Consider the following 19,435-nt stretch of genomic DNA (forward strand, 5'->3'; position numbering starts at 1 on the left):
TGAAATCATTCGTTTGGAATGTGAACGTACTTTTTTTGAAGAGGAGGAGTGATGAAGTTTTTAGACTTATTTTCTGGCATTGGTGGCTTTCGGCTCGGAATGGAACTGGAAGGTCACAAGTGTATCGGATTTTGTGAGGTAGATAAGTTCGCAATGCGGTCTTATCAAGCCATGTATGACACGAAAGGAGAAATAGAATTTCATGATATTAGACAGGTCACAGACCAAGAATTTAGACAACTTAGAGGACAAGTGGACGTCATCTGTGGGGGATTCCCTTGTCAGGCATTTTCACTCGCAGGACGACGATTGGGATTTGAAGATACTAGAGGAACTTTGTTCTTTGAGATTGCTCGAGCGACCAAACAAATCCAACCACGTTTTCTTTTTCTTGAAAACGTCAAAGGCTTACTCAATCACGACGAGGGGAGAACGTTTCGAACAATCGTCAGCACGCTTGATGAGCTGGGGTATGATGTTGAGTGGCAAGTCCTTAACAGTAAAGATTTCGGCGTTCCCCAAAACAGAGAAAGGGTCTTTATTATCGGACATTCTCGAGCCTACCGTCCCCGATTCCTATTTCCTCTCAGAGGAGAAGGTAGCCCAACTCATCTTGAACGACTAGGAAATATCAACCCGTCCCAAAAGGGGTTAAGTGGGGAAGTTTATTTGTCAGAAGGATTAGCTCCTACTCTGGTTCGAGGGAAAGGCGAGGGCCAAAAAATCGCCATACCCGTCCTCACTCCTGATAGAGTAGCCAAACGCCAGAATGGGCGACGATTTAAGGATAATGAAGAGGAGATGTTTACGTTAACGAGCCAAGACAGGCATGGGGTCATGGTCGCAGGCACTCTCCCCACATCTTTTGTGCAGACAGGTCGGGTCTATGACATTTCAGGGATTTCTCCAACCCTTACCACCATGCAAGGTGGCGATAAAGTTCCTAAAATTCTCTTGCGAGAAGAAGAACCTCATTTGAAAATCAAGGAAGCCACAAAGTTGGGGTACGCTAAGGCTAGACTTGGAGATTCAATCAACTTAGCTTATCCAGAGTCAACCAAACGAAGAGGACGAGTTGGAAAAGGTATCGCAAATACCCTAACGACTTCAAGCAATATGGGGGTAGTCGTGGCGGCTCTCGAATACCGTAAGGACCGTTGGCATGAAGTGACTGGTATCGTCATCGATGACAAACTCTATCGCTTGCGCATCAGACGATTAACCCCAAAAGAATGTTTTAGGTTACAAGGCTTTCCCGATTGGGCCTATGAAAAAGCAGAAAGTGTCTCTAGTAAGAGCCAATTGTACAAGCAGGCTGGAAATAGCGTGACGGTCCCCGTCATTCGAGCCCTTGCCAAAGAATTTAGAAAGATAGAGGAAGCAGAACATGCAATTATTACATAAACAAAGTATTTTAGGATTAGAAGAATTGGATGAAGCCATTCATCATGCGGAAATGGATCAGCTCATGTTGGAGATTCTAGACTTGCCCAACTATGACTGCGACATCTTTGTGACAGTGGAAGAGGGAAGCCAGAAGGAGCCGATGGCTTATGAATCCAACTTACATCGGATTTTTGAAATCGTGGAGGCAGAAGATATCAAAAATGGTGTGGATGCCCTATTAACCTCCGACAATCATCTAGCCTTTCGGGCTTATGGGCAACACTATACTGCCCAAGAAAAAGAAGGCAACCTCACAACCTTGATTACTGTCAAGTGTTATGGTGAGGGCATGACGCCGATTGATATGAGTAAGGTGCTGACGGCTTCTAAAAAAGCAGTAGACAATTCACTTTCCTTGTAAGGAGTTGCCTATGCTTGAGATTTACCTAGGGAGAAATTCCAAACGAAACAAGCGCCTCATTGTCTTTTTAGAGACGTATGGAGTTGCCTATACCTGTATAGAACCTTCTCAAATCAATCGAGAGACACTATTCAAGTTGTTTTCAAAAACAAATGATTGTTTTGAGCTCTTATCACCATCTTTTTTACGGTATAAGCGCCAACATCACATGCGTTTGAATGAACTGGTTCATTTAGTGCTTCAAAAACCAGAACAGACGATTCGCTTACCCTTGATTGTCTCTAAGGAGCGGGTCTATCCTGATGTCACGCTAGACGAGATGCGAACCTTTATACCAAGAGACTTAAAACGTCAGTTGTATCAAGCCAGACTTCTAGAAGAAGGGATGTAAGGAGGAAGAATGAACGAACGCTTTTGGGAGAATTTAGAGGTAATCGTCGCAGAAAAAGGCCTGACGTGGGCCTCTCTAGCTCGGCTGATGTTTCAGGGGCAGTATGTCTATCCTAGTGAGTTTAATCGCTTGTATCAGACATTCCGACACTATCGCTCCCACCGCTTAATGCCGCAAACCAAGTGGGTAGAGAGGCTAGTAGTGGTTTTAGACATTGATTATGAAGACTTGTTTAGGAGGTAAAGATGATTCGATTCGTGATGGCTTATGGTGCTATTCATCTAAATGTATTGTTTTTGAGTTGTTACTTAGTAGGATATTTGGATAGAAGCTCCTTGCTGCTTTTCCAAGTGGGGTTTCTCGTGGTGATGTGTTGGGACTGGCTACGTTATGGCAAAGGAGGACAGATCCTATCATGGAAGAAGAGAGCAGGTTGGGTACTGCTAGGATTCTTCTTTATGGTCTTGTTATCTCTTTTGGTCAGTCTGTTAGCTTCAGAAGTCCCGCACAATCAAGCACGGCTCATGGAAGTTGAAAGTCAAGTCCCTTTGGTGTCTTTTCTCTTGTTCTTATGGAATGCCAGTATCACAGAAGAATATCTTTACAGACAACTGCTTTGGGAAAGATTGAAGCGTCCTTTGCCTCAGATGATCATCACGAGTCTTCTTTTTGCTTTGGCTCATCATCCTAGTAGCCTACCGACTGGTTTCATCTATGGAGGACTAGGAGTAACGCTTGGAATCGTCCGCCTAAAAACCGATGCCTTCACGGCTCTGTTACTCCATGTTTCTTGGAACATGCTTGTGCTGAGCTTGTCCATTTTGTGATAAACAAATCAAGGGGGCTTTCGTATGATGAGACTACCCTTGATTTTTTCTCGGGGAAATAAAGAGCAGAAAGGAAGTCTGTGATGTCATCAGAACAACAGGAGAGACAAGCAGTGCAGTATGCCGAAAGGACTGCACTCTTTACCGTCAGAACTCTTTTAAAGCTCCTGGAGTGGTCGGCGAGATACGCCCTCGCTCAGGATTCTGCCTATAAGATTGGCGTGCAAAAACTAGAAGAACTCCTCCAGAGTCCCTATGCCATTGAATCCCTTAATATCTCAAAAGACATCTTAGAAAAGCCCATAGATAGTGAGAAATTCAAAGAACTAATGGAGTCGGAACAATTGCCAATAGCGATTAGCTGGCAAGGAGATTACCTCCATTTCTACGCCAAGGATAAGTCTCTTCTTGATACGCATTTGGATAAATTGCTTAAACAGTTAGTCTCTAATCCAGAAAAGTTGGAAGGGTTGACGTTTGATAATACCTTGGATGAGGAAATTGAAAAGGCCAAAGAACAAATTCTTCTGACTGAGCCTCGTGCGGTTAGAACCAAGGAGGTCAGCCTCTGATGTATTCTCTGAAAAAAGGAATTGTTTTTGGTGGCTTGGGCTTGACCTTGGGGTATGTTTGTCATCGCTTGACCTTGCTTTATGATAGCCTCCCCAATCAGCCGCCTTTAGAGAAAGTAGCTTATCTCTTAGGCGATGGTCAAGAGAAGGTTCTGAACCCTTTGTGGAATCTCTCTTTTACGGGTCGATCCTTTCTAGCCTTTCTTCTTGGGTTGTTTACCATGGGCTTGGTTTATTTGTATGTGTCTACTGGCCAAAAGGTGTATAGAGAAGGGGCTGAGTATGGCTCAGCTCGTTTTGGGACTACAAAGGAAAGGCAAGCCTTTTTCAGTAAAAATCCCTTGAATGACACCATTCTTGCCCGAAACGTGCGATTGACCCTCTTAGAAAAGAAGAAGCCTCAATATGACCGTAATAAAAATCTGGTGGTCATTGGTGGCTCAGGTGCAGGGAAAACCTTTCGCTTTGTCAAACCTAACCTCATTCAACTAAACTGTTCCAACATTGTTGTGGATCCTAAAGACCACTTGGCTGAAAAGACGGGGAAGCTCTTTTTGGAGAACGGCTATCAGGTCAAAATCTTGGATTTGGTCAATATGACCAATTCGGATGGCTTTAATCCCTTTCGCTATGTGGAGACAGAAAATGATTTGAACCGCATGCTTACGGTTTATTTCAATAATACCAAAGGGTCTGGTTCACGAAGCGATCCCTTTTGGGATGAGGCTTCTATGACTTTGGTTAGAAGCCTAGCCTCTTACCTGGTCGATTTTTACAATCCACCAGGCAGTTCAAAGCAAGAAAAGGAAGCTAGGAAGAAACGTGGTCGTTACCCAAGCTTTTCAGAAATAGGAAAACTTATCAAACTGCTTTCTAAAGGGGAGAATCAAGACAAGAGTGTCCTAGAAGTCCTCTTTGAAAACTATGCTAAAAAGTATGGGACGGAAAACTTTACCATGCGCAATTGGGCCGATTTTCAAAACTATAAGGACAAGACCTTGGATTCGGTGATTGCGGTGACAACTGCTAAGTTTGCCATTTTTAATATCCAATCCGTCATTGATTTAACCAAGCGGGATACCATGGAGTTAAAAACATGGGGGACACAGAAAACCATGGTCTATCTAGTGATTCCTGACAATGATACGACCTTTCGCTTTCTTTCTGCCCTCTTTTTCTCAATGGTCTTTTCAACCTTGACCAGACAAGCAGATGTGGACTTTAAGGGGAGGCTTCCGATTCACGTGAGAGCTTACCTAGATGAGTTTGCGAACTGTGGTGAGATTCCTGACTTTGCGGAACAGACTTCAACGGTTCGCTCACGAAATATGAGTCTGGTACCAATCCTTCAAAATATCGCTCAACTCCAAGGACTCTATAAGGAAAAGGAGGCTTGGAAAACCATTCTAGGGAACTGCGATAGCTTGCTTTACTTGGGTGGAAATGACGAAGAGACCTTCAAATTCATGAGTAACCTTTTAGGCAAACAGACCATTGATGTGAGAAACACTAGTCGCTCCTTCGGACAAACAGGCTCTGGCTCGCTCTCTTATCAAAAGATTGCACGAGACCTCATGACTCCTGATGAGGTTGGAAATATGAAGAGAGATGAGTGCTTGGTTCGGATTGCAGGAGTTCCAGTTTTTAAGGACAAGAAGTATCTTCCTTTTAAGCACAAGAACTGGAAGTTCTTAGCCGATAAGGAAACAGACGAGCGCTGGTGGGATTATCAGATTGATCCCTTGGGACAAGAAGAAATGATGGATTGGACTAACCACAAGGTCAGAGACTTAAGAAAAGAAACAACACTAAAATAACAGAAAAGAGGATGTATTATGACGAAACAACTAACAGGCTTTGTGTATGGGGTTGATGCGACTTCTATGTTTGCGCAAGCCATGGCGCTCTTACAAAAAGGCTTGATTGCTGTAGGAGCCTTTCTCGTGGTGATGGGAATTATCAACCTAGCCACCAACATTAAAGACGGAGGCCCAGGTGTCCGAAACGCCATTCTTGAAATTGTGGGTGGTGTGATGGTGGGTGCAGCGGGAGCCTTTGTGACCCAGATTACGATTTAGGAGGGCAAGGTATGACATGATAACAGATGTAACCTCATCTTTTGTATTTTTGGCTTCTGAGAAAATTTCGAGTGATAGTCTTTTTGAAGGCTTTGATGTGGACTTAGAATCAACCGCCAATCTCGTTAAATCCCTTGCGGACTACAATCCAACCGTGTGGTCTTATCTGTCTGCCATTACCAAAGGGATTATGGAGCCTATTGGTGTGGCTATTTTAGCCGTTATTCTTATCCTTGAATTTTCCAAAATGGCAAAGAAAATAGCAGGCTCAGGTGGAGCCATGACCTTTGAGGCAATTGCCCCAATGATAGTGAGCTACATCATGGTAGCGGTCGTTCTGACACATACGACGGTTATTGTGGAAGCTATCTTAGCTGTAGCTTCCTATGTCATTGAACAAGTGGCAGGGATTGTATCGCACGGTGGAACAACCTATGAAACTATTTCAGGACTCAAGGGTTCAGGTATTGTTGGGAAAATGATCGTTGGTTTATTTGCGATTATGATCTGGCTGGTTCGTGTGGCCAGCTCCATGGTGGTCAATATCCTCATTACGATTCGCTTTATCCAGCTCTACCTGATGATTCCGTTTGCGCCAGTCACGATTCCCACCTTCCTCAGCGATGAGTGGCGAAGTGTCGGAATGGGCTATCTGAAAAATATCATGGTCTATGCCGTGCAAGGAATCCTGATATTTCTCATTGTTTCCCTCGTGCCCCTCTTTGAATCGGCTGGAAAGTTAGCAGTCGCAAATGGAGCAGGTGCGATGGAAACTTTGGCCATTATGGTAGGTAGCTTAGTGCAGGCTATTTTGCTTATTATTGCCCTTGTCGGTAGTCAGCGTACTGCTAGAAGTATATTGGGCATGTAAGGAGGACAGCACTTGCTGGAATAACTGTTAGACTGAGACAAGAGTCTTGGTCTTTTTATCCAAACTGAATACGGGCTACGGACAGTGTCAAAAAGATAAATTTTCCTAGAGTCTGGGTGACTCGTCGGTCAATTTCCTATTTTGACGGTGTCCGTTTAACGCCCTAAATATCTTAATAAGGAGAACAATATGAACACACGTGTCTTTAAGGACATCGCAAAAGTCCAACACAGAGCTTGGTTAGGCTTTACGACTAGGCAGGTTATTTTTGTCTTACCTGCCCTAGCGCTCACAATTGCCGTCTTAGGCCTCAATCTTGTTTATTGGCAATTCGGGGATTGGTTTGTCTATGGCTTTGTCTGTAGCTTTACCATTCCTCTCCTATTATTTGGGGTCTATCGTCCCAATGATTTACCCTTTGAAATTTATCTTAAGTACCGTTTTCATTATGAAATGACACAACCAGAACGCACCTTAACAGGACAGAAAGGAGTTTCCCGTGACAAAACCAAAACACTTCATGAAACCAAAGCTCTCTTCTAAGGCGAAAACGACTAAAAGAGAAATCTTACCCTCAACCGTCAATACCTTGGCCTACCAAGGCCTCTTTCCTAATGGCCTCATGCAAGTACTGCCAGACTATTTCTCTCAGACCTATCTCCTAGGAGATGTCAACTACCAGACGGTAGGCTTAGAAGAAAAGGGAGCGATCGTAGAAACCTATTCAGATTTGATTAATTCGCTCGATGAGAAAACCAATTTCCAACTAACCATTTTTAACCAGAAAGTCAATTTAGAAAAATTCCGAAAAAGTGTCCTATATCCGCATCATGAGGATGGCTTTGACACCTACCGTGATGAGTTAAACCGTATCATGGACAATAACTTAGAAGCTGGTGAGAATAACTTTTCAGCCATGAAACTCATTTCTTTTGGAAAACAAGACCAAAACCCAAAACTCGCCTTTCGCTCCCTATCGCAAATTGGGGAATACTTTAAAAGTGGCTTTTCAGAAATTGATGCGAGCTTTAGCCTCCTACAAGGTGAGGAGAGAGTCAACCAGCTAGCGGATATGTTACGAGGGGAACATCAGGTGCCCTTTACCTATCAGGACCTAGCTCTTTCAGGACAAACGACCAAGCACTTTATCGCCCCAGCTAGTCTGTCCTTTAAACAGAAGAATTACATGGAGATAGATAATCGTCTCTTACAAATTGTCTATGTGCGGGATTATGGTATGGAATTGGGAGATCGGTTTATTCGTGATTTGATGCAGTCGGATTTAGAAGTCATCATTAGCCTTCATGCCAAGGGATCTACCAAATCTGAAGCCATGAAGAAACTCAGAACGAAGAAAACACTCATGGAATCACAAAAAATTGGGGAACAACAAAAGATGGCACGAACAGGAGTCTATCTAGAAAAAGTCAGTCAAGTGCTAGAAACCAATATTGATGAAGCAGAAGAGCTGCTTAAAACCATGACCCAAACAGGAGACAAGCTCTTTGATACCCTCTTTTTGATTGGGGTCTTTGCGGATCATGAGGAAGAATTGAAACATTCACTTGAGATCATCAAACAGGTGGCAGGCTCAAATGACCTTGTGATTGACAACTTGACCTATATGCAAGAAGCAGCCTTTAACAGTCTCTTGCCCTTTGGGAAGAACTTTTTAGAAGGTGTCTCTCGCTCTCTTTTGACATCAAACATTGCCGTCAACTCTCCTTGGACATCTGTCGATATACAGGATAAGGGAGGTAAGTTCTATGGCATTAATCAGATTTCTAGTAATATCATAACCATTGACCGTGGAAAGCTCAACACTCCTTCAGGTTTGATTTTAGGAACGTCTGGTGCTGGTAAGGGAATGGCCACCAAGCATGAAATCATCTCCACCAAGCTAAGAGAAGGGAATGAAAACACAGAAATTATCGTCGTAGATCCTGAAAATGAGTATAGTATTATCGGTCAAGCCTTTGGTGGAGAGAGTATTGATATTGCGCCGGACTCCACCACCTTCTTAAATGTCCTTGATTTGTCTGATGAGAATATGGACGAAGATCCTGTCAAGGTTAAATCAGAGTTTCTCTTATCCTTTATTGGAAAACTTCTTGACCGTAAAATGGATGGTCGGGAAAAATCCATTATTGACCGAGTAACCAGACTGACCTACAAGCATTTTGATCAGCCTTCTTTAGTCGAGTGGGTCTTTGTTTTATCGAAACAACCGGAAGAAGAAGCGAAAAATTTGGCTCTTGATATGGAACTCTATGTGGAGGGGTCTCTTAATATCTTTTCACATCGGACCAACATCAAAACAGACAGTAACTTCCTTATTTACAATGTCAAAAAGCTAGGGGATGAATTGAAACAAATTGCCCTCATGGTTATTTTTGATCAGATTTGGAATCGTGTGGTCAAGAACCAACAGTTAGGCAAGAAAACTTGGATTTATTTTGATGAAATGCAGCTCCTATTGTTGGACAAGTATGCCTCTGACTTCTTCTTCAAATTATGGAGTCGGGTTCGTAAATACGGGGCTACCCCAACAGGCATTACGCAAAATGTGGAGACCCTACTCCTTGATTCGAATGGCAGACGCATTATCGCAAATAGTGAGTTTATGATTCTCTTGAAACAGGCTAAGAATGACCGTGAGGAATTGGTTCACATGTTGGGATTATCAAAAGAGCTTGAAAAATACTTGGTGAATCCAGACAAAGGCGCAGGTCTCATCAAAGCGGGCGCAACCGTTGTGCCTTTCAAAAATAAGATTCCTCACCAGACGGCACTCTTTGACATCATGAGTACAGACCCAGAGAAAATGAGGAGTTGAGATGAAACACGATAAGAAAACCGTTAAGGCTGCTCGACAGTCTTTTCAAAGCAATCTTAAAGATAGTCGTATGAACTATCGTAGGGAGAAAAAGGAACTGAAAAAGTTGTTCCCTAAGAAACGCTTTCTCATCAGACGGGCAGAAAAAGGAGAAATGAGAAGCCAGAAAGCGGCGCTCAAACAAGCCTTCCAAGAAGAAAAAACGGCCGCACAAGAAACCTTTCAGGAAGCCATCACCCATGTCTCTCCTAGAGCCTTAAAAGCCAAGGAAATCAAAAAATACCGTCTCCCACAGGCTAGACATCGCTTGAAGCTAGCGAGAAAACACTTGGCAGAAGTCAAGCTAGAAGAAAAAACAAAGAGTGTCAATCCCAAGTTTACCTATCATAGAGAATCTCCTCATGAAAAATCCTTCAGATTTCGATTGAAACAAGAAAAATCACTTGAGCGGCTTCAGGCTGAAAAAGAAAAGGATTTTGCAAGGCGTGAGGTCAAACAGCTTAAAAGGGTGCATAAGGAAAAGCAGGTCTCGACCAAGGTCAAACGAGGTCTGCGCCTTGCGGTTCTTGAAGCAGTTGATGTGGTGGCACAAGAGGATGACTTGGACGGATTGCGAAGCCTAAAAGACACGAGTTTAAAAGCTAGGCGCTATGGTCGATTCGCCTATCAATCAGGAAAAGTCTTAGTCAAAGGAGGGCAGGCGGGCCTTCGTTTTACCAAGAAAAAAGTCGCAAATAGCCAAGAACGCTATCAGAATTTCAAAAAAGGGAGGGGTTGGACCAGAAATAAACCTTTAAAACCAAGGAGACGCTACCAAACTTTTCTAAAAGAAGCTAGGAAGCAAATGGCAGCAGGGTTGAAAGGAATGCTTCAAGCCCTCAAGGGAAGCGTGAGTTTCTTTTCAAGCCTAGTCCTCAATCCCATGACTTGGCTTGTTTCAGGACTGCTGTTAGTTTTTCTTTTGATGATGAGTTTTGTCATGAGTGTGTCAGGGACGAGTTTGATCCAGCAAGATGAGTTTGAACTCACTAAAAGCTACACCCACATGACGTGGGAAGATGCGGAACATTCGAGAAAGAGCGACCAAGGAATTACCTATTACACCAAGATAGATGATGTCATGACCTTTATGAACCTCAAGTACCAAGACTATCGTTTAGAAGAGAAAATGGATAGTGGTCAAATGACCTATCAAGACTATCTAAGTCAGCTTTGGGAGGACTTAAATGGAGGATCTTCTATCAAGGCGATGGCAGATTTATACCAGAATCCTCCCTACAAACTCTCTGATGAGGACCAGGAAACTTTAAAGGAATTGACAGAAGAAGGGAAGTACCTGGCTTTAGAAGAGTTAGACAATCCCTTTCAAGGGCAGACGGAAGACGATGCGCTAACCATGACCGTTCGGTACGGTTATGAGTTAGTGGATGAAAAACCGACGTTACATCATCATATTGTGTTAGAAGCAAAAGAAAATCAGGTTATTGTAGCTCCTATGGATGGTAAAGTATCACTTGATGGCGAAAATCTGATTCTGACAGCTGGAAGAGGGAAAAATAAGGCAAAGCTCACCCTCTACAAGATTGCGACTGGTCGAGTAATTGAGGGCCAACAGGTAGTGGCAGGAGATGTGATTGGCCAAACCAAGGACGGAACAGGCCTCAAAGTAGCCTATCAAAAGGTTGATGAGGATACCGACAAACTAGTCTATGTCAATCCTGCTTTTTACTTTCCCAAGGTTATTCAATTACAGACAACGATTTTGCCTGCCATTGGTCAGTTTGGGGGCGATGAGTTTGCGAGAGCCAAGGCTATCTATGAGTATTTAAAAAATCAAGGAGCGACCAATCAGGCTATTGCGGCTATTTTAGGGAATTGGTCAGTAGAGTCCTCTATCAATCCAAAACGAGCAGAAGGAGACTATCTGAATCCTCCTGTTGGGGCAACTGATAGTTCTTGGGATGATGAAGACTGGCTATCCATCAGTGGACCAGCTATCTACAATGGGCGTTACACAAATATCCTAAGACGTGGCTTAGGATTAGGACAATGGACAGATACAGCGGACGGTTCACGTCGCCATACGCTTTTGTTGGAATATGCCAAAAAGAAGAATCAGAAGTGGTACGACCTAAATCTACAACTTGATTTTATGCTTCATGGCGATAGTCCTTATTACACCAACTGGTTAAAAGAGTTCTTTCACCATACAGGTAGTCCTGCTAGTCTCACCCAGCTCTTTTTGATTTACTGGGAGGGTAATTCAGGCGATAAACTCTTGGAGAGACAAACTCGAGCAACCGAGTGGTATTACCAAATAGAAAAAGGCTTTAGTCAGCCGAATGGCGGAACTGCTCAAAGTGATCCAAAGGCCTTGGAAGCTGTTCGTGGAGACCTATATGAGAACTCGGTACCAGGTGGTGGCGATGGCATGGGCTATGCCTACGGTCAATGTACGTGGGGAGTTGCGGCACGCATCAACCAACTTGGCTTGAAACTAAAGGGCAGAAATGGGGAGAAAATCCCTATTATCAGTACCATGGGGAACGGCCAAGATTGGGTGAGAACAGCCGCAAGTCTTGGTGGTGAAACAGGCTCAATACCAAAAGCAGGTGCCATCATCTCCTTTGCGGGTGGGAGTCACGGTTCTGCAGCAGCATACGGGCACGTGGCTTTTATCGAGAAAGTGTATCCAGATGGGTCATTCCTTATTTCAGAAACCAATGTCAATGGTAATCCCAATTATACTTTTCGTAGAATTAGTGGGCCGGATTCCACTATGAGTTTTGCTTATACGGTGAAATAAAGATAGCTGAATAAATGCGTATTATTGAGTTAAAATAATTGTTATCTTGAACAAAGAAAAAGATGTAACAAAATCGTTAGTGTGAATCATCGTTTATATAACGTAACCAAAAGACCCCTTGGTATTTCTACCAAGGGGTCTTTTTCGAGGAAAATATAAGATTGATATTCTCCAGCGCTCTTAGGAGCAATTCTATTTTCTATAATAATTCTAGTATATTTAAATAGAGATGTCAAGAAAAAGCTTTAATTTATTTAAAAACGGTGTTGAGATTCTGTAAAAATAAATTTTTTCCATTCTTTTAAATTGGGGTTTCCCATTCTTGTTAATAAGCGGCTGTTCAAATCAAAATCTGATGATTTGAAATGTTTATTGTTTCTATAAATAATTGAATTTATATGTTTTTTTAATGGTCTTGTACTTTCAAAATAATTGACAATTTGTAGAGCATCAAAAAGTGATAAAACGGAGGATGGTGCTCCTGTTTCAGATGGTGTTAAGTTAAATGATGTTACTAAGTTTGCATTTAATTTAATATATTTTGGAGATTGATAGCGATACACTAATGATCCGTGAGCACAGAAATTTCGAAGTGATTTAATAATGTCAAACATATTTAAAAATTCATTTCGATAAAATAGCGGCATACCAAAATCCTTCATTACCTTTTCTAATATACTAGGTTCTAAGTAATGTAGTAAACGGATAACTTCACCTAATGTCATTGTTTCAATTGCCACCCAGAATGGGACAGCAACATGGCGGTGATAAGTATAATGTGGATTTTGACCTGTTCGAAAAGTTGTTGTCCCAGATTGGCTAGTATAGCGGGGGTCTGTATAAAATTGATAGTTAATATGGTCATTTTCATTGATTAATTTTGTCAGATAAAAAGGTTGAAATAAAATAAAATTATCGAAATCAGAGTAAATTTTTTTATTTTGGTAATTTACAAAAGGATAGTTGTTCGCATATTGACTATTTATTGGATTTACATATTTTGATTTTAATGTGTAGTTCATTGTATCACTTATTGTGAGACAATGAGTTTGAGTAAAGTGATAAGCTACTGAATTCTTTAATTTTGATTCAATATTGTCGAGAATTTCGAGAATCGTAGCGGCTAATTTTTTATTAAATTTATAAATTGTAATAAAGTCTTCCAATGTTACTTTATTGAACTGTTTTGGATTCTTGCTCGAAAGCAAAAGATTTTCTATGCCATTGAACAAATTAAAGTAATTATATTTTATAAGGGCGTTGTCAAGCTCTCTGTCTTTAAATTGCAAGTTTCTACTGTGTAATTTCAGTTTTAAAGATTCTCGACCTTCACTTTGTTTAATCGCCATGTGTTACTCCTATATCAATAATATCCTAACTTAAAGTATATCATATTTTTGTACTGTGTTGGTATTCATTAATAGTTAGAATAGATTTTAGAAAAATCCTTTGAAAGTAATGTGATACTAAAATCAAGTCTTCTTTTTTATGATGAGAAGAGAGTGACATGGAGTCTACCTTCATGTTGCTTCGAATCAAAAGAAAAGAAGGAATGTCTATGACGAAACAATGGAATCATCACTTTTTGGTCAATCAAGAAAAAGGTGAAAAGCATGTCTTGCGTAAAAGCAAGAAATACCGCACCCTGTGTTCAGTTGCGCTTGGTACGGTCATGACAGCTGTTGTCGCTTGGGGCGCTCCAGTCGCTCAGGCAGATGAAGTGGAAACAACTGCCCCTTCAGTGGATACTGTACGCCTGACAGAAAATCCAGCTACTAATCTTCCTGAAGCGCAACCAAGTAGCCTTGTGGAACAGACCGATAGCCTTGCCTCAACGGGTCAGTCAAGTGGGGCTATGACGGTCACAGTTCCGCATGATACCGTAACGCAAGCTGTGAATCAGGCAAAAGCAGAAGGGGTTACTACCATTCAGGATGAGCCTATGGACTTAGGAAATACTACAACGGCTAAGGAAACTGCCCACCAATTGGAAGTGGCAGAAAGAGATGCTGCTAAGCAGGCGGAAAGTATTTCTAAGGTAACCGCTAGCTATCATGCTGAAAAAGAAAACTATAAGCGTGAAAAGACCCGTATTGAGACGCAAAACGAGTCCTTAAATGCTGCCTATAAAGAGGCAAATCAAGCAGGCAATAGCCTAAGCAGTTTTGTTTCTGAGAAGGTTTCAGAAGTAAAAGCGAATGATGCGACGGCTGAAGTGACTGTAACGACAAGAGAAGTTTCCTCAGGTGATGGCTCAAGTCCGTCAAGCTATAAGGACTATAGGGAGGTTGTCTCAAAGATTGATCAGGAGAATAAAGACAATCTTGCCGCCTACTTGAAGAAGAAAGAGCTTGCGGACGAGCTAGCCGCAAAGAACCTCTTGATTCAAAAGGAAAATGAAGCAGGTATAGCCAAGGCAAATGCGGAAAATGAAGCAATTGAGCAGCGTAATCAGGAGAAGAAACGAGCTGTAGATGAAGCAAATAAAGCCGGTCAAGCAGCGGTTGATGCGGCCAATCGACGAAACCAACAACTAGTGACAGACCGTGCCAATGAGATTGCGGCAATCACCAAGCGAAATCACGAAAAAGAAGAAGCTGCTAAGAAAGAAAATGCGGCTATTGATGCCTATAATGCCAAAGAACAGGAGCGTTACAAACGTGAGTTGGCAGAGATTTCAAAAGGTGTAGAAGGGTATATTTCAGAAGCACTGGCTCAAGCTCTTAACTTAAACAATGGGGAACCCCAGGCTAAACACGGGGCAGGCACTCGTAATCCTGATCGGATTATCTCAACAGGGGATGCCATGCTTGGTGGCTATTCTAACATCCTTGATTCCACGGGCTTCTTTGTCTATGACAGCTTTAAAACAGGTGAGACGCTTTCTTTTACCTATCATAATTTGAAGAAGGCGAGCTTTGATGGCAAGAAAATCACCAAGGTCGCTTATGATATCACAAATCTGACTTCTCCAGTTGGCACAAATGCGGTCAAGTTGGTCGTACCTAATGACCCAACGGAGGGCTTTATTGCTTACCGTAATGACGGGACGGGTGATTGGCGGACAGACAAAATGGAGTTTCGTGTAAAGGCCAAGTATTTCTTGGAAGACGGCACGCAAGTCAGCTTTACAAAAGAAAAACCAGGTGTCTTCACCTACTCGTCGCTTAATCACAACGATATTGGACTTGAGTATGTCAAGGACTCATCTGGAAAGTTTGTCCCAATCAATGGTTCGACCATTCAAGTGACCAATGAAGGCCTGGCTCGTTCCTTAAGTGCTAATCGCTCTAGTGATTTGAACCTACCCGAAGAATGGGATACCTCTTCCAGTCGTTATGCCTATAAGGGAGCGATTGTCTCCACCACTACATCGGGGAATACCTACACGGTGACTTTTGGGCAGGGAGATATGCCTACGCAAGTCGGAGGAAAGACTTATTGGTTTGCCTTAAATACCCTCCCTGTCGCTCGAACGGTCACCCCTTATCGTCCTAAGCCCCATGTTAAGGCTGACCTTGAGCCTGTTCCAGACCCGCTGACAGCTGACCCTCAGACATTCACGCCAAAACCTTTTACGCCAGATCCTCTTGTGACCTTTACACCCCAACCCTTGGAGAAAGTGACGCAACCAAGTTTGATGCTTACGAAGGTGCTAGAGCCTACCAAGCCAACACCAGAACCCTTGCCAAAAGTGCCACAAGTACCAACGATTCACTACCATGAGTATCGTCTGACAACGACACCCGCCATTATGAAAGAAGTGGTGAATAGCGACCAAGAAAACATCCATGAGAAACAGGTCGCAAAGGATTCTACGGTGATTTATCCTTTAACAGTGGATGACCTTTCGCCAAATCGAGAAAAGACCATGAGTCTTACCTTTGAGGATTATTTACCAGCAGGTTATCACGTTGATCTGACCAAAACACAACTTGAGAATCCTGACTATGATGTGACCTTTGTCGAAGACAAGAACTTTGTGACCTTGACCGCAAAGGAAGGCTTACTAGAGCAGGTAAACAAGGAGCTGAATAAATCTTATTCACTCGTTACTCCAAAACTTTACGGGCAAGTGCAGCAGGATGGCGCCACCTACTCAAATAGCTACAAACTCCTCATCAATAAGGGAATGCCAAATTTCTATACCGTCACCTCTAATATCGTGACTGTTCGGACTCCAGGTGACGGAGAGACTACTAGCTACATTCAACCGCACAAGGAGAACCAGAATGCGGATGATGTAGTGATAAATGATACGGTCGTTGCTTTTGGATCCACCAATCACTATACCTTAACCTGGGATTTAGACCAGTATAAAGGGGATACTTCCTCAAAAGAGATGATTGCACGTGGCTTCTTTTATGTCGATGATTATCCTGAGGAAGCGCTTGATTTAGTTGAAAATGGGGTCACGATTACGACCCTTGATGGGAAAATCGTTTCGGGTATCGCGACAACAGCCTATGCCAGTCTTCAAGAAGCGCCCAAAGAATTACAAGACAAACTCGCTCATGCCAAGATTTCGCTGAAAGGCGCATTTCAGGTCTTTGAGCCAGAGGATAATCAGGCCTTCTATGACCAGTATGTCAAAACAGGAACAACACTCCAGGTTATAACCAAAATGACGGTGAAAGATAGCTTGTACGGCAAGACTACAAGCTACCAAAACAAGGCCTACCAAGTAGATTTTGGGAACGGCTACGAAACGGAGGAAGTGGTCAACACACTTGTGTCCCCTGAACCTAAGAAAGAAAATCTGAACAAGGATAAGGTGGACATTAATGGGAAGGCTATGCTCGTTGGTTCTCAAAATTTCTATACGCTAACCTGGGATTTGGACCAGTATCAAGGGATTCAGGCAGCCAAGGAACAGATTGAAAAAGGCTTTTACTTTGTGGATGACTACCCAGAAGAAGCCGTTCTTCCAGATAGCACAGCGATTCGTGTCATCAATCAGGCTGGAGAGACGGTCTCAGGGATTATAGTCAAAAATTTTGCGACCTTGTCAGAAGCACCTCAAGCTCTTCAGGACGCACTTGGAAAACGAGGAATCACTCCAAAAGGAGCTTTTCAAGTCTTTGAGCCAGAAGACCCCCAAGCCTTTTACGAGACCTATGTGAAAACAGGTCAGAGCTTGACCCTTATCAATCCCATGACGGTTCGTAAGGAACTGTATAACACAGGTAAAACTTATGAAAATGTCGGCTATCAGGTTGATTTTGGAATGGCTTATGAGACCAACACGGTGACCAATCATGTGCCTGTGGTGAAGCCTATTAAGTCCAATACCAATCAAGCGGGGATTTCTATTGATGGCAAAACCGTGCTCCCAAATACCGTGAACTATTACAAGATTAGCTTAGACTATAGCCAGTATAAGGACATGGTGGTGACAGAAGATGCTCTCGCTAAAGGCTTTTACATGGTCGATGATTACCCTGAAGAGGCGCTTGAGCTGAATCCTGACGGAATTCAGGTCATGGATCAGGATGGGAATTTGGTCAAAGGACTGTCTGTAACAGCGTATGCTAGTCTATCAGAAGCACCTAAAGTCGTTCAAGAGGCCATGGCAGCTCGTTCCTTTACCCCCAAAGGAGCTATTCAAGTCTTTACGGCTGATGATCCGAAAGCCTTTTATGAGACCTATGTCAAAACTGGTCAAACACTTGTTGTTACGACTCCCATGACCGTTAAAAATGAGCTGACAAAAACAGGTGGTCAGTATGAAAATACGGCCTATCAGATTGATTTTGGTCTTGCTTATGTGACTGAGACGGTCGTAAACAACGTACCAAAACTAGACCCTCAAAAAGATGTGGTGATTGACTTATCTCATAAAGAGGACAGTCTTGATGGGAAAGCTATTTCTCTTCATCAGATTTTTAACTATCTCTTAGTAGGATCTCTCATTCCAAGCAATCGCGCAACTGCTCTCGTGGATTACCGCTTTGAAGATGACTACGATGAGACACATGATGCCTATAACGGCGTCTACCAAGCCTACACCTTGGTGGATGTGACCTTAAAAGACGGAACGGTTTTATCAAAAGGGACGGAAGTGACCAAGTATACCCTACAACAGGTGGATCAAACAAATGGAAAAGTGACCATTTCCTTTGACCAAGCCTTTTTAGAGAATGTGTCAGATAAGTCAGAATTTCAGGCAGATGTCTATCTACAGATGGAGCGGATTGCGTCAGGTCAGGTAGAAAATACCTATGATCATGTGGTGAATGGCTATGTCCTTCGTTCAAATACGGTTCAAACCAATACGCCTGAGCCAGAAACACCGACTCCTGACTTGCCTGATTCCTTGCGACCACTAACGCCAACTCCAGAAGCAACTCTTCCTGCAGCTATCCTACCACGTACGGGAGAAAGTAGCTCACTCTTTGGCTTGGTGGGAGGAGGTATTCTCCTTGGCTTCGCTTTCGGTCTGTCTAAACGAAAAATGGAGGAAAACTAGATGAAAGCAAAAACGATTTATGACACTGATTCTGACTATGATGGACTAACGGATGCCCAGGAATTAGCCCTTGGCACCAATCCCTTTAGTCCAGATACCGATGGGGATGGAAAAACAGACCTTGAAGAAGTAGAAGAGGGACGTCTTCCTACTTTGCACCAAGAAAAGGAGACGAGTTATGACCTGGACCTTTGACACTATGAAAGCGACACTTTCAGATATGGCAAGGGGCAATTATGAGGACTTTGTCAAGGCTTTATTTGCCATGGAATTCAGTATTTCAAATCCCAGTCTTCTTCATCAGCTCTATCTGGACTTTATGGAGGTGGATGATTTGTCCTTGGTCCACGAGGATTTATGGCTAAGGGCTGAGCAGTATCGGGAAATCTTGAAAACAGACATCACGGATTTGTTAGAAAAACTCTATCGAACAGGAGAAGGCTCTAGCTTTATCATGGAGACCATTTCCTCCAACAGTATTTCTGAAACCCTAGAGCACTATGATGTTTTAGAAGCTGATGAGTATTCGTCTTTGGCTTTAGAAACCTTGCAGGACATTATCCAAAAGGACCTCTCCCTCACGAGTCACGATTATTTTGGGGATGTGACCTTAATTGCCTTACACAAGGATTTGCTTGATGGAAACAGCTCCTTTTTATACCAGTATGTGACGGGGCTCCTCGACACACCCCTACCGACTCAAAACCAGAGGACCTTGGTCCTAGACTAAAACAAAGGGCTGAGAGCTTCTCTTAGCCCTTTTGTAATGGAGAAGAGA

16 protein-coding genes are annotated in these 19,435 nt (G+C 42.8%); 15 read left to right on the forward strand and 1 reads right to left on the reverse strand.

Features of this window, described 5'->3' with window-relative positions; all coding sequences use genetic code 11:
* Positions 1 to 51: 51 nt before the first annotated feature.
* From dcm to AB1I63_01220, 12 genes are all read left to right on the forward strand, one after another.
* A complete protein-coding gene (gene dcm, locus AB1I63_01165) occupies positions 52 to 1,404 on the forward strand; it encodes a DNA (cytosine-5-)-methyltransferase (protein MEW4353500.1) in 1,353 nt (450 codons plus the stop codon).
* On the forward strand, positions 1,388 to 1,807 hold the full coding sequence (locus AB1I63_01170; protein ID MEW4353501.1) for a hypothetical protein: 420 nt from the start codon (positions 1,388 to 1,390) through the stop codon (positions 1,805 to 1,807). The genes dcm and AB1I63_01170 overlap by 17 nt, the downstream gene beginning before the upstream one ends.
* A gap of 10 nt (positions 1,808 to 1,817) precedes the next feature.
* Entirely contained in the window at positions 1,818 to 2,198 is a 381-nt protein-coding gene (locus AB1I63_01175; protein ID MEW4353502.1) for a hypothetical protein, read from the forward strand.
* Positions 2,199 to 2,207: 9 nt separating this feature from the next.
* A complete protein-coding gene (locus AB1I63_01180; protein MEW4353503.1) occupies positions 2,208 to 2,441 on the forward strand; it encodes a transcriptional regulator in 234 nt (77 codons plus the stop codon).
* A gap of 2 nt (positions 2,442 to 2,443) precedes the next feature.
* Positions 2,444 to 3,025: a CPBP family intramembrane glutamic endopeptidase gene (locus AB1I63_01185; GenBank protein ID MEW4353504.1), complete on the forward strand. Its 582-nt coding sequence runs from the start codon at positions 2,444 to 2,446 to the stop codon at positions 3,023 to 3,025.
* A gap of 83 nt (positions 3,026 to 3,108) precedes the next feature.
* On the forward strand, positions 3,109 to 3,597 hold the full coding sequence (locus AB1I63_01190; GenBank protein MEW4353505.1) for a hypothetical protein: 489 nt from the start codon (positions 3,109 to 3,111) through the stop codon (positions 3,595 to 3,597).
* Positions 3,597 to 5,414 carry a VirD4-like conjugal transfer protein, CD1115 family gene (locus AB1I63_01195; protein ID MEW4353506.1) on the forward strand — a complete coding sequence of 606 codons (1,818 nt, stop codon included), beginning with the start codon at positions 3,597 to 3,599 and terminating at the stop codon, positions 5,412 to 5,414. The genes AB1I63_01190 and AB1I63_01195 overlap by 1 nt, the downstream gene beginning before the upstream one ends.
* A gap of 18 nt (positions 5,415 to 5,432) precedes the next feature.
* The gene (locus AB1I63_01200; protein ID MEW4353507.1) at positions 5,433 to 5,675 is read left to right on the forward strand and encodes a hypothetical protein; all 243 of its coding nucleotides are present in this window, start codon (positions 5,433 to 5,435) and stop codon (positions 5,673 to 5,675) included.
* Positions 5,676 to 5,691: 16 nt separating this feature from the next.
* Positions 5,692 to 6,546 (forward strand): type IV secretion system protein, encoded by an 855-nt coding sequence (locus tag AB1I63_01205; protein MEW4353508.1) that lies wholly within the window; start codon positions 5,692 to 5,694, stop codon positions 6,544 to 6,546.
* Positions 6,547 to 6,735: 189 nt separating this feature from the next.
* A complete protein-coding gene (locus tag AB1I63_01210; GenBank protein ID MEW4353509.1) occupies positions 6,736 to 7,089 on the forward strand; it encodes a PrgI family protein in 354 nt (117 codons plus the stop codon).
* Positions 7,046 to 9,382, forward strand: coding sequence for a VirB4-like conjugal transfer ATPase, CD1110 family (locus AB1I63_01215; protein MEW4353510.1), 2,337 nt, complete (start codon positions 7,046 to 7,048; stop codon positions 9,380 to 9,382). The genes AB1I63_01210 and AB1I63_01215 overlap by 44 nt, the downstream gene beginning before the upstream one ends.
* Before the next feature lies 1 nt (position 9,383).
* Positions 9,384 to 12,188 (forward strand): phage tail tip lysozyme, encoded by a 2,805-nt coding sequence (locus AB1I63_01220; GenBank protein MEW4353511.1) that lies wholly within the window; start codon positions 9,384 to 9,386, stop codon positions 12,186 to 12,188.
* Positions 12,189 to 12,442: 254 nt separating this feature from the next.
* Here the strand turns inward: AB1I63_01220 and AB1I63_01225 are convergent, their stop codons facing one another.
* Positions 12,443 to 13,537 (reverse strand): Abi family protein, encoded by a 1,095-nt coding sequence (locus AB1I63_01225; protein ID MEW4353512.1) that lies wholly within the window; start codon positions 13,535 to 13,537, stop codon positions 12,443 to 12,445.
* Between the two features lie 209 nt (positions 13,538 to 13,746).
* Here AB1I63_01225 and AB1I63_01230 point away from each other — a divergent pair, with 209 nt between their 5' ends.
* From AB1I63_01230 to AB1I63_01240, 3 genes are read left to right on the forward strand one after another with little or no spacing between them, the layout of a single operon-like run.
* Positions 13,747 to 18,657, forward strand: coding sequence for an SspB-related isopeptide-forming adhesin (locus tag AB1I63_01230; protein ID MEW4353513.1), 4,911 nt, complete (start codon positions 13,747 to 13,749; stop codon positions 18,655 to 18,657).
* Positions 18,658 to 18,852 carry a calcium-binding protein gene (locus tag AB1I63_01235; protein MEW4353514.1) on the forward strand — a complete coding sequence of 65 codons (195 nt, stop codon included), beginning with the start codon at positions 18,658 to 18,660 and terminating at the stop codon, positions 18,850 to 18,852. It begins immediately after the preceding gene.
* Entirely contained in the window at positions 18,836 to 19,387 is a 552-nt protein-coding gene (locus AB1I63_01240) for a hypothetical protein (GenBank protein MEW4353515.1), read from the forward strand. The genes AB1I63_01235 and AB1I63_01240 overlap by 17 nt, the downstream gene beginning before the upstream one ends.
* Positions 19,388 to 19,435 lie beyond the last annotated feature (48 nt).

Source organism: Streptococcus pneumoniae (assembly GCA_040719455.1).
Classification (GTDB): Bacteria; Bacillota; Bacilli; order Lactobacillales; family Streptococcaceae; genus Streptococcus; species Streptococcus pneumoniae_G.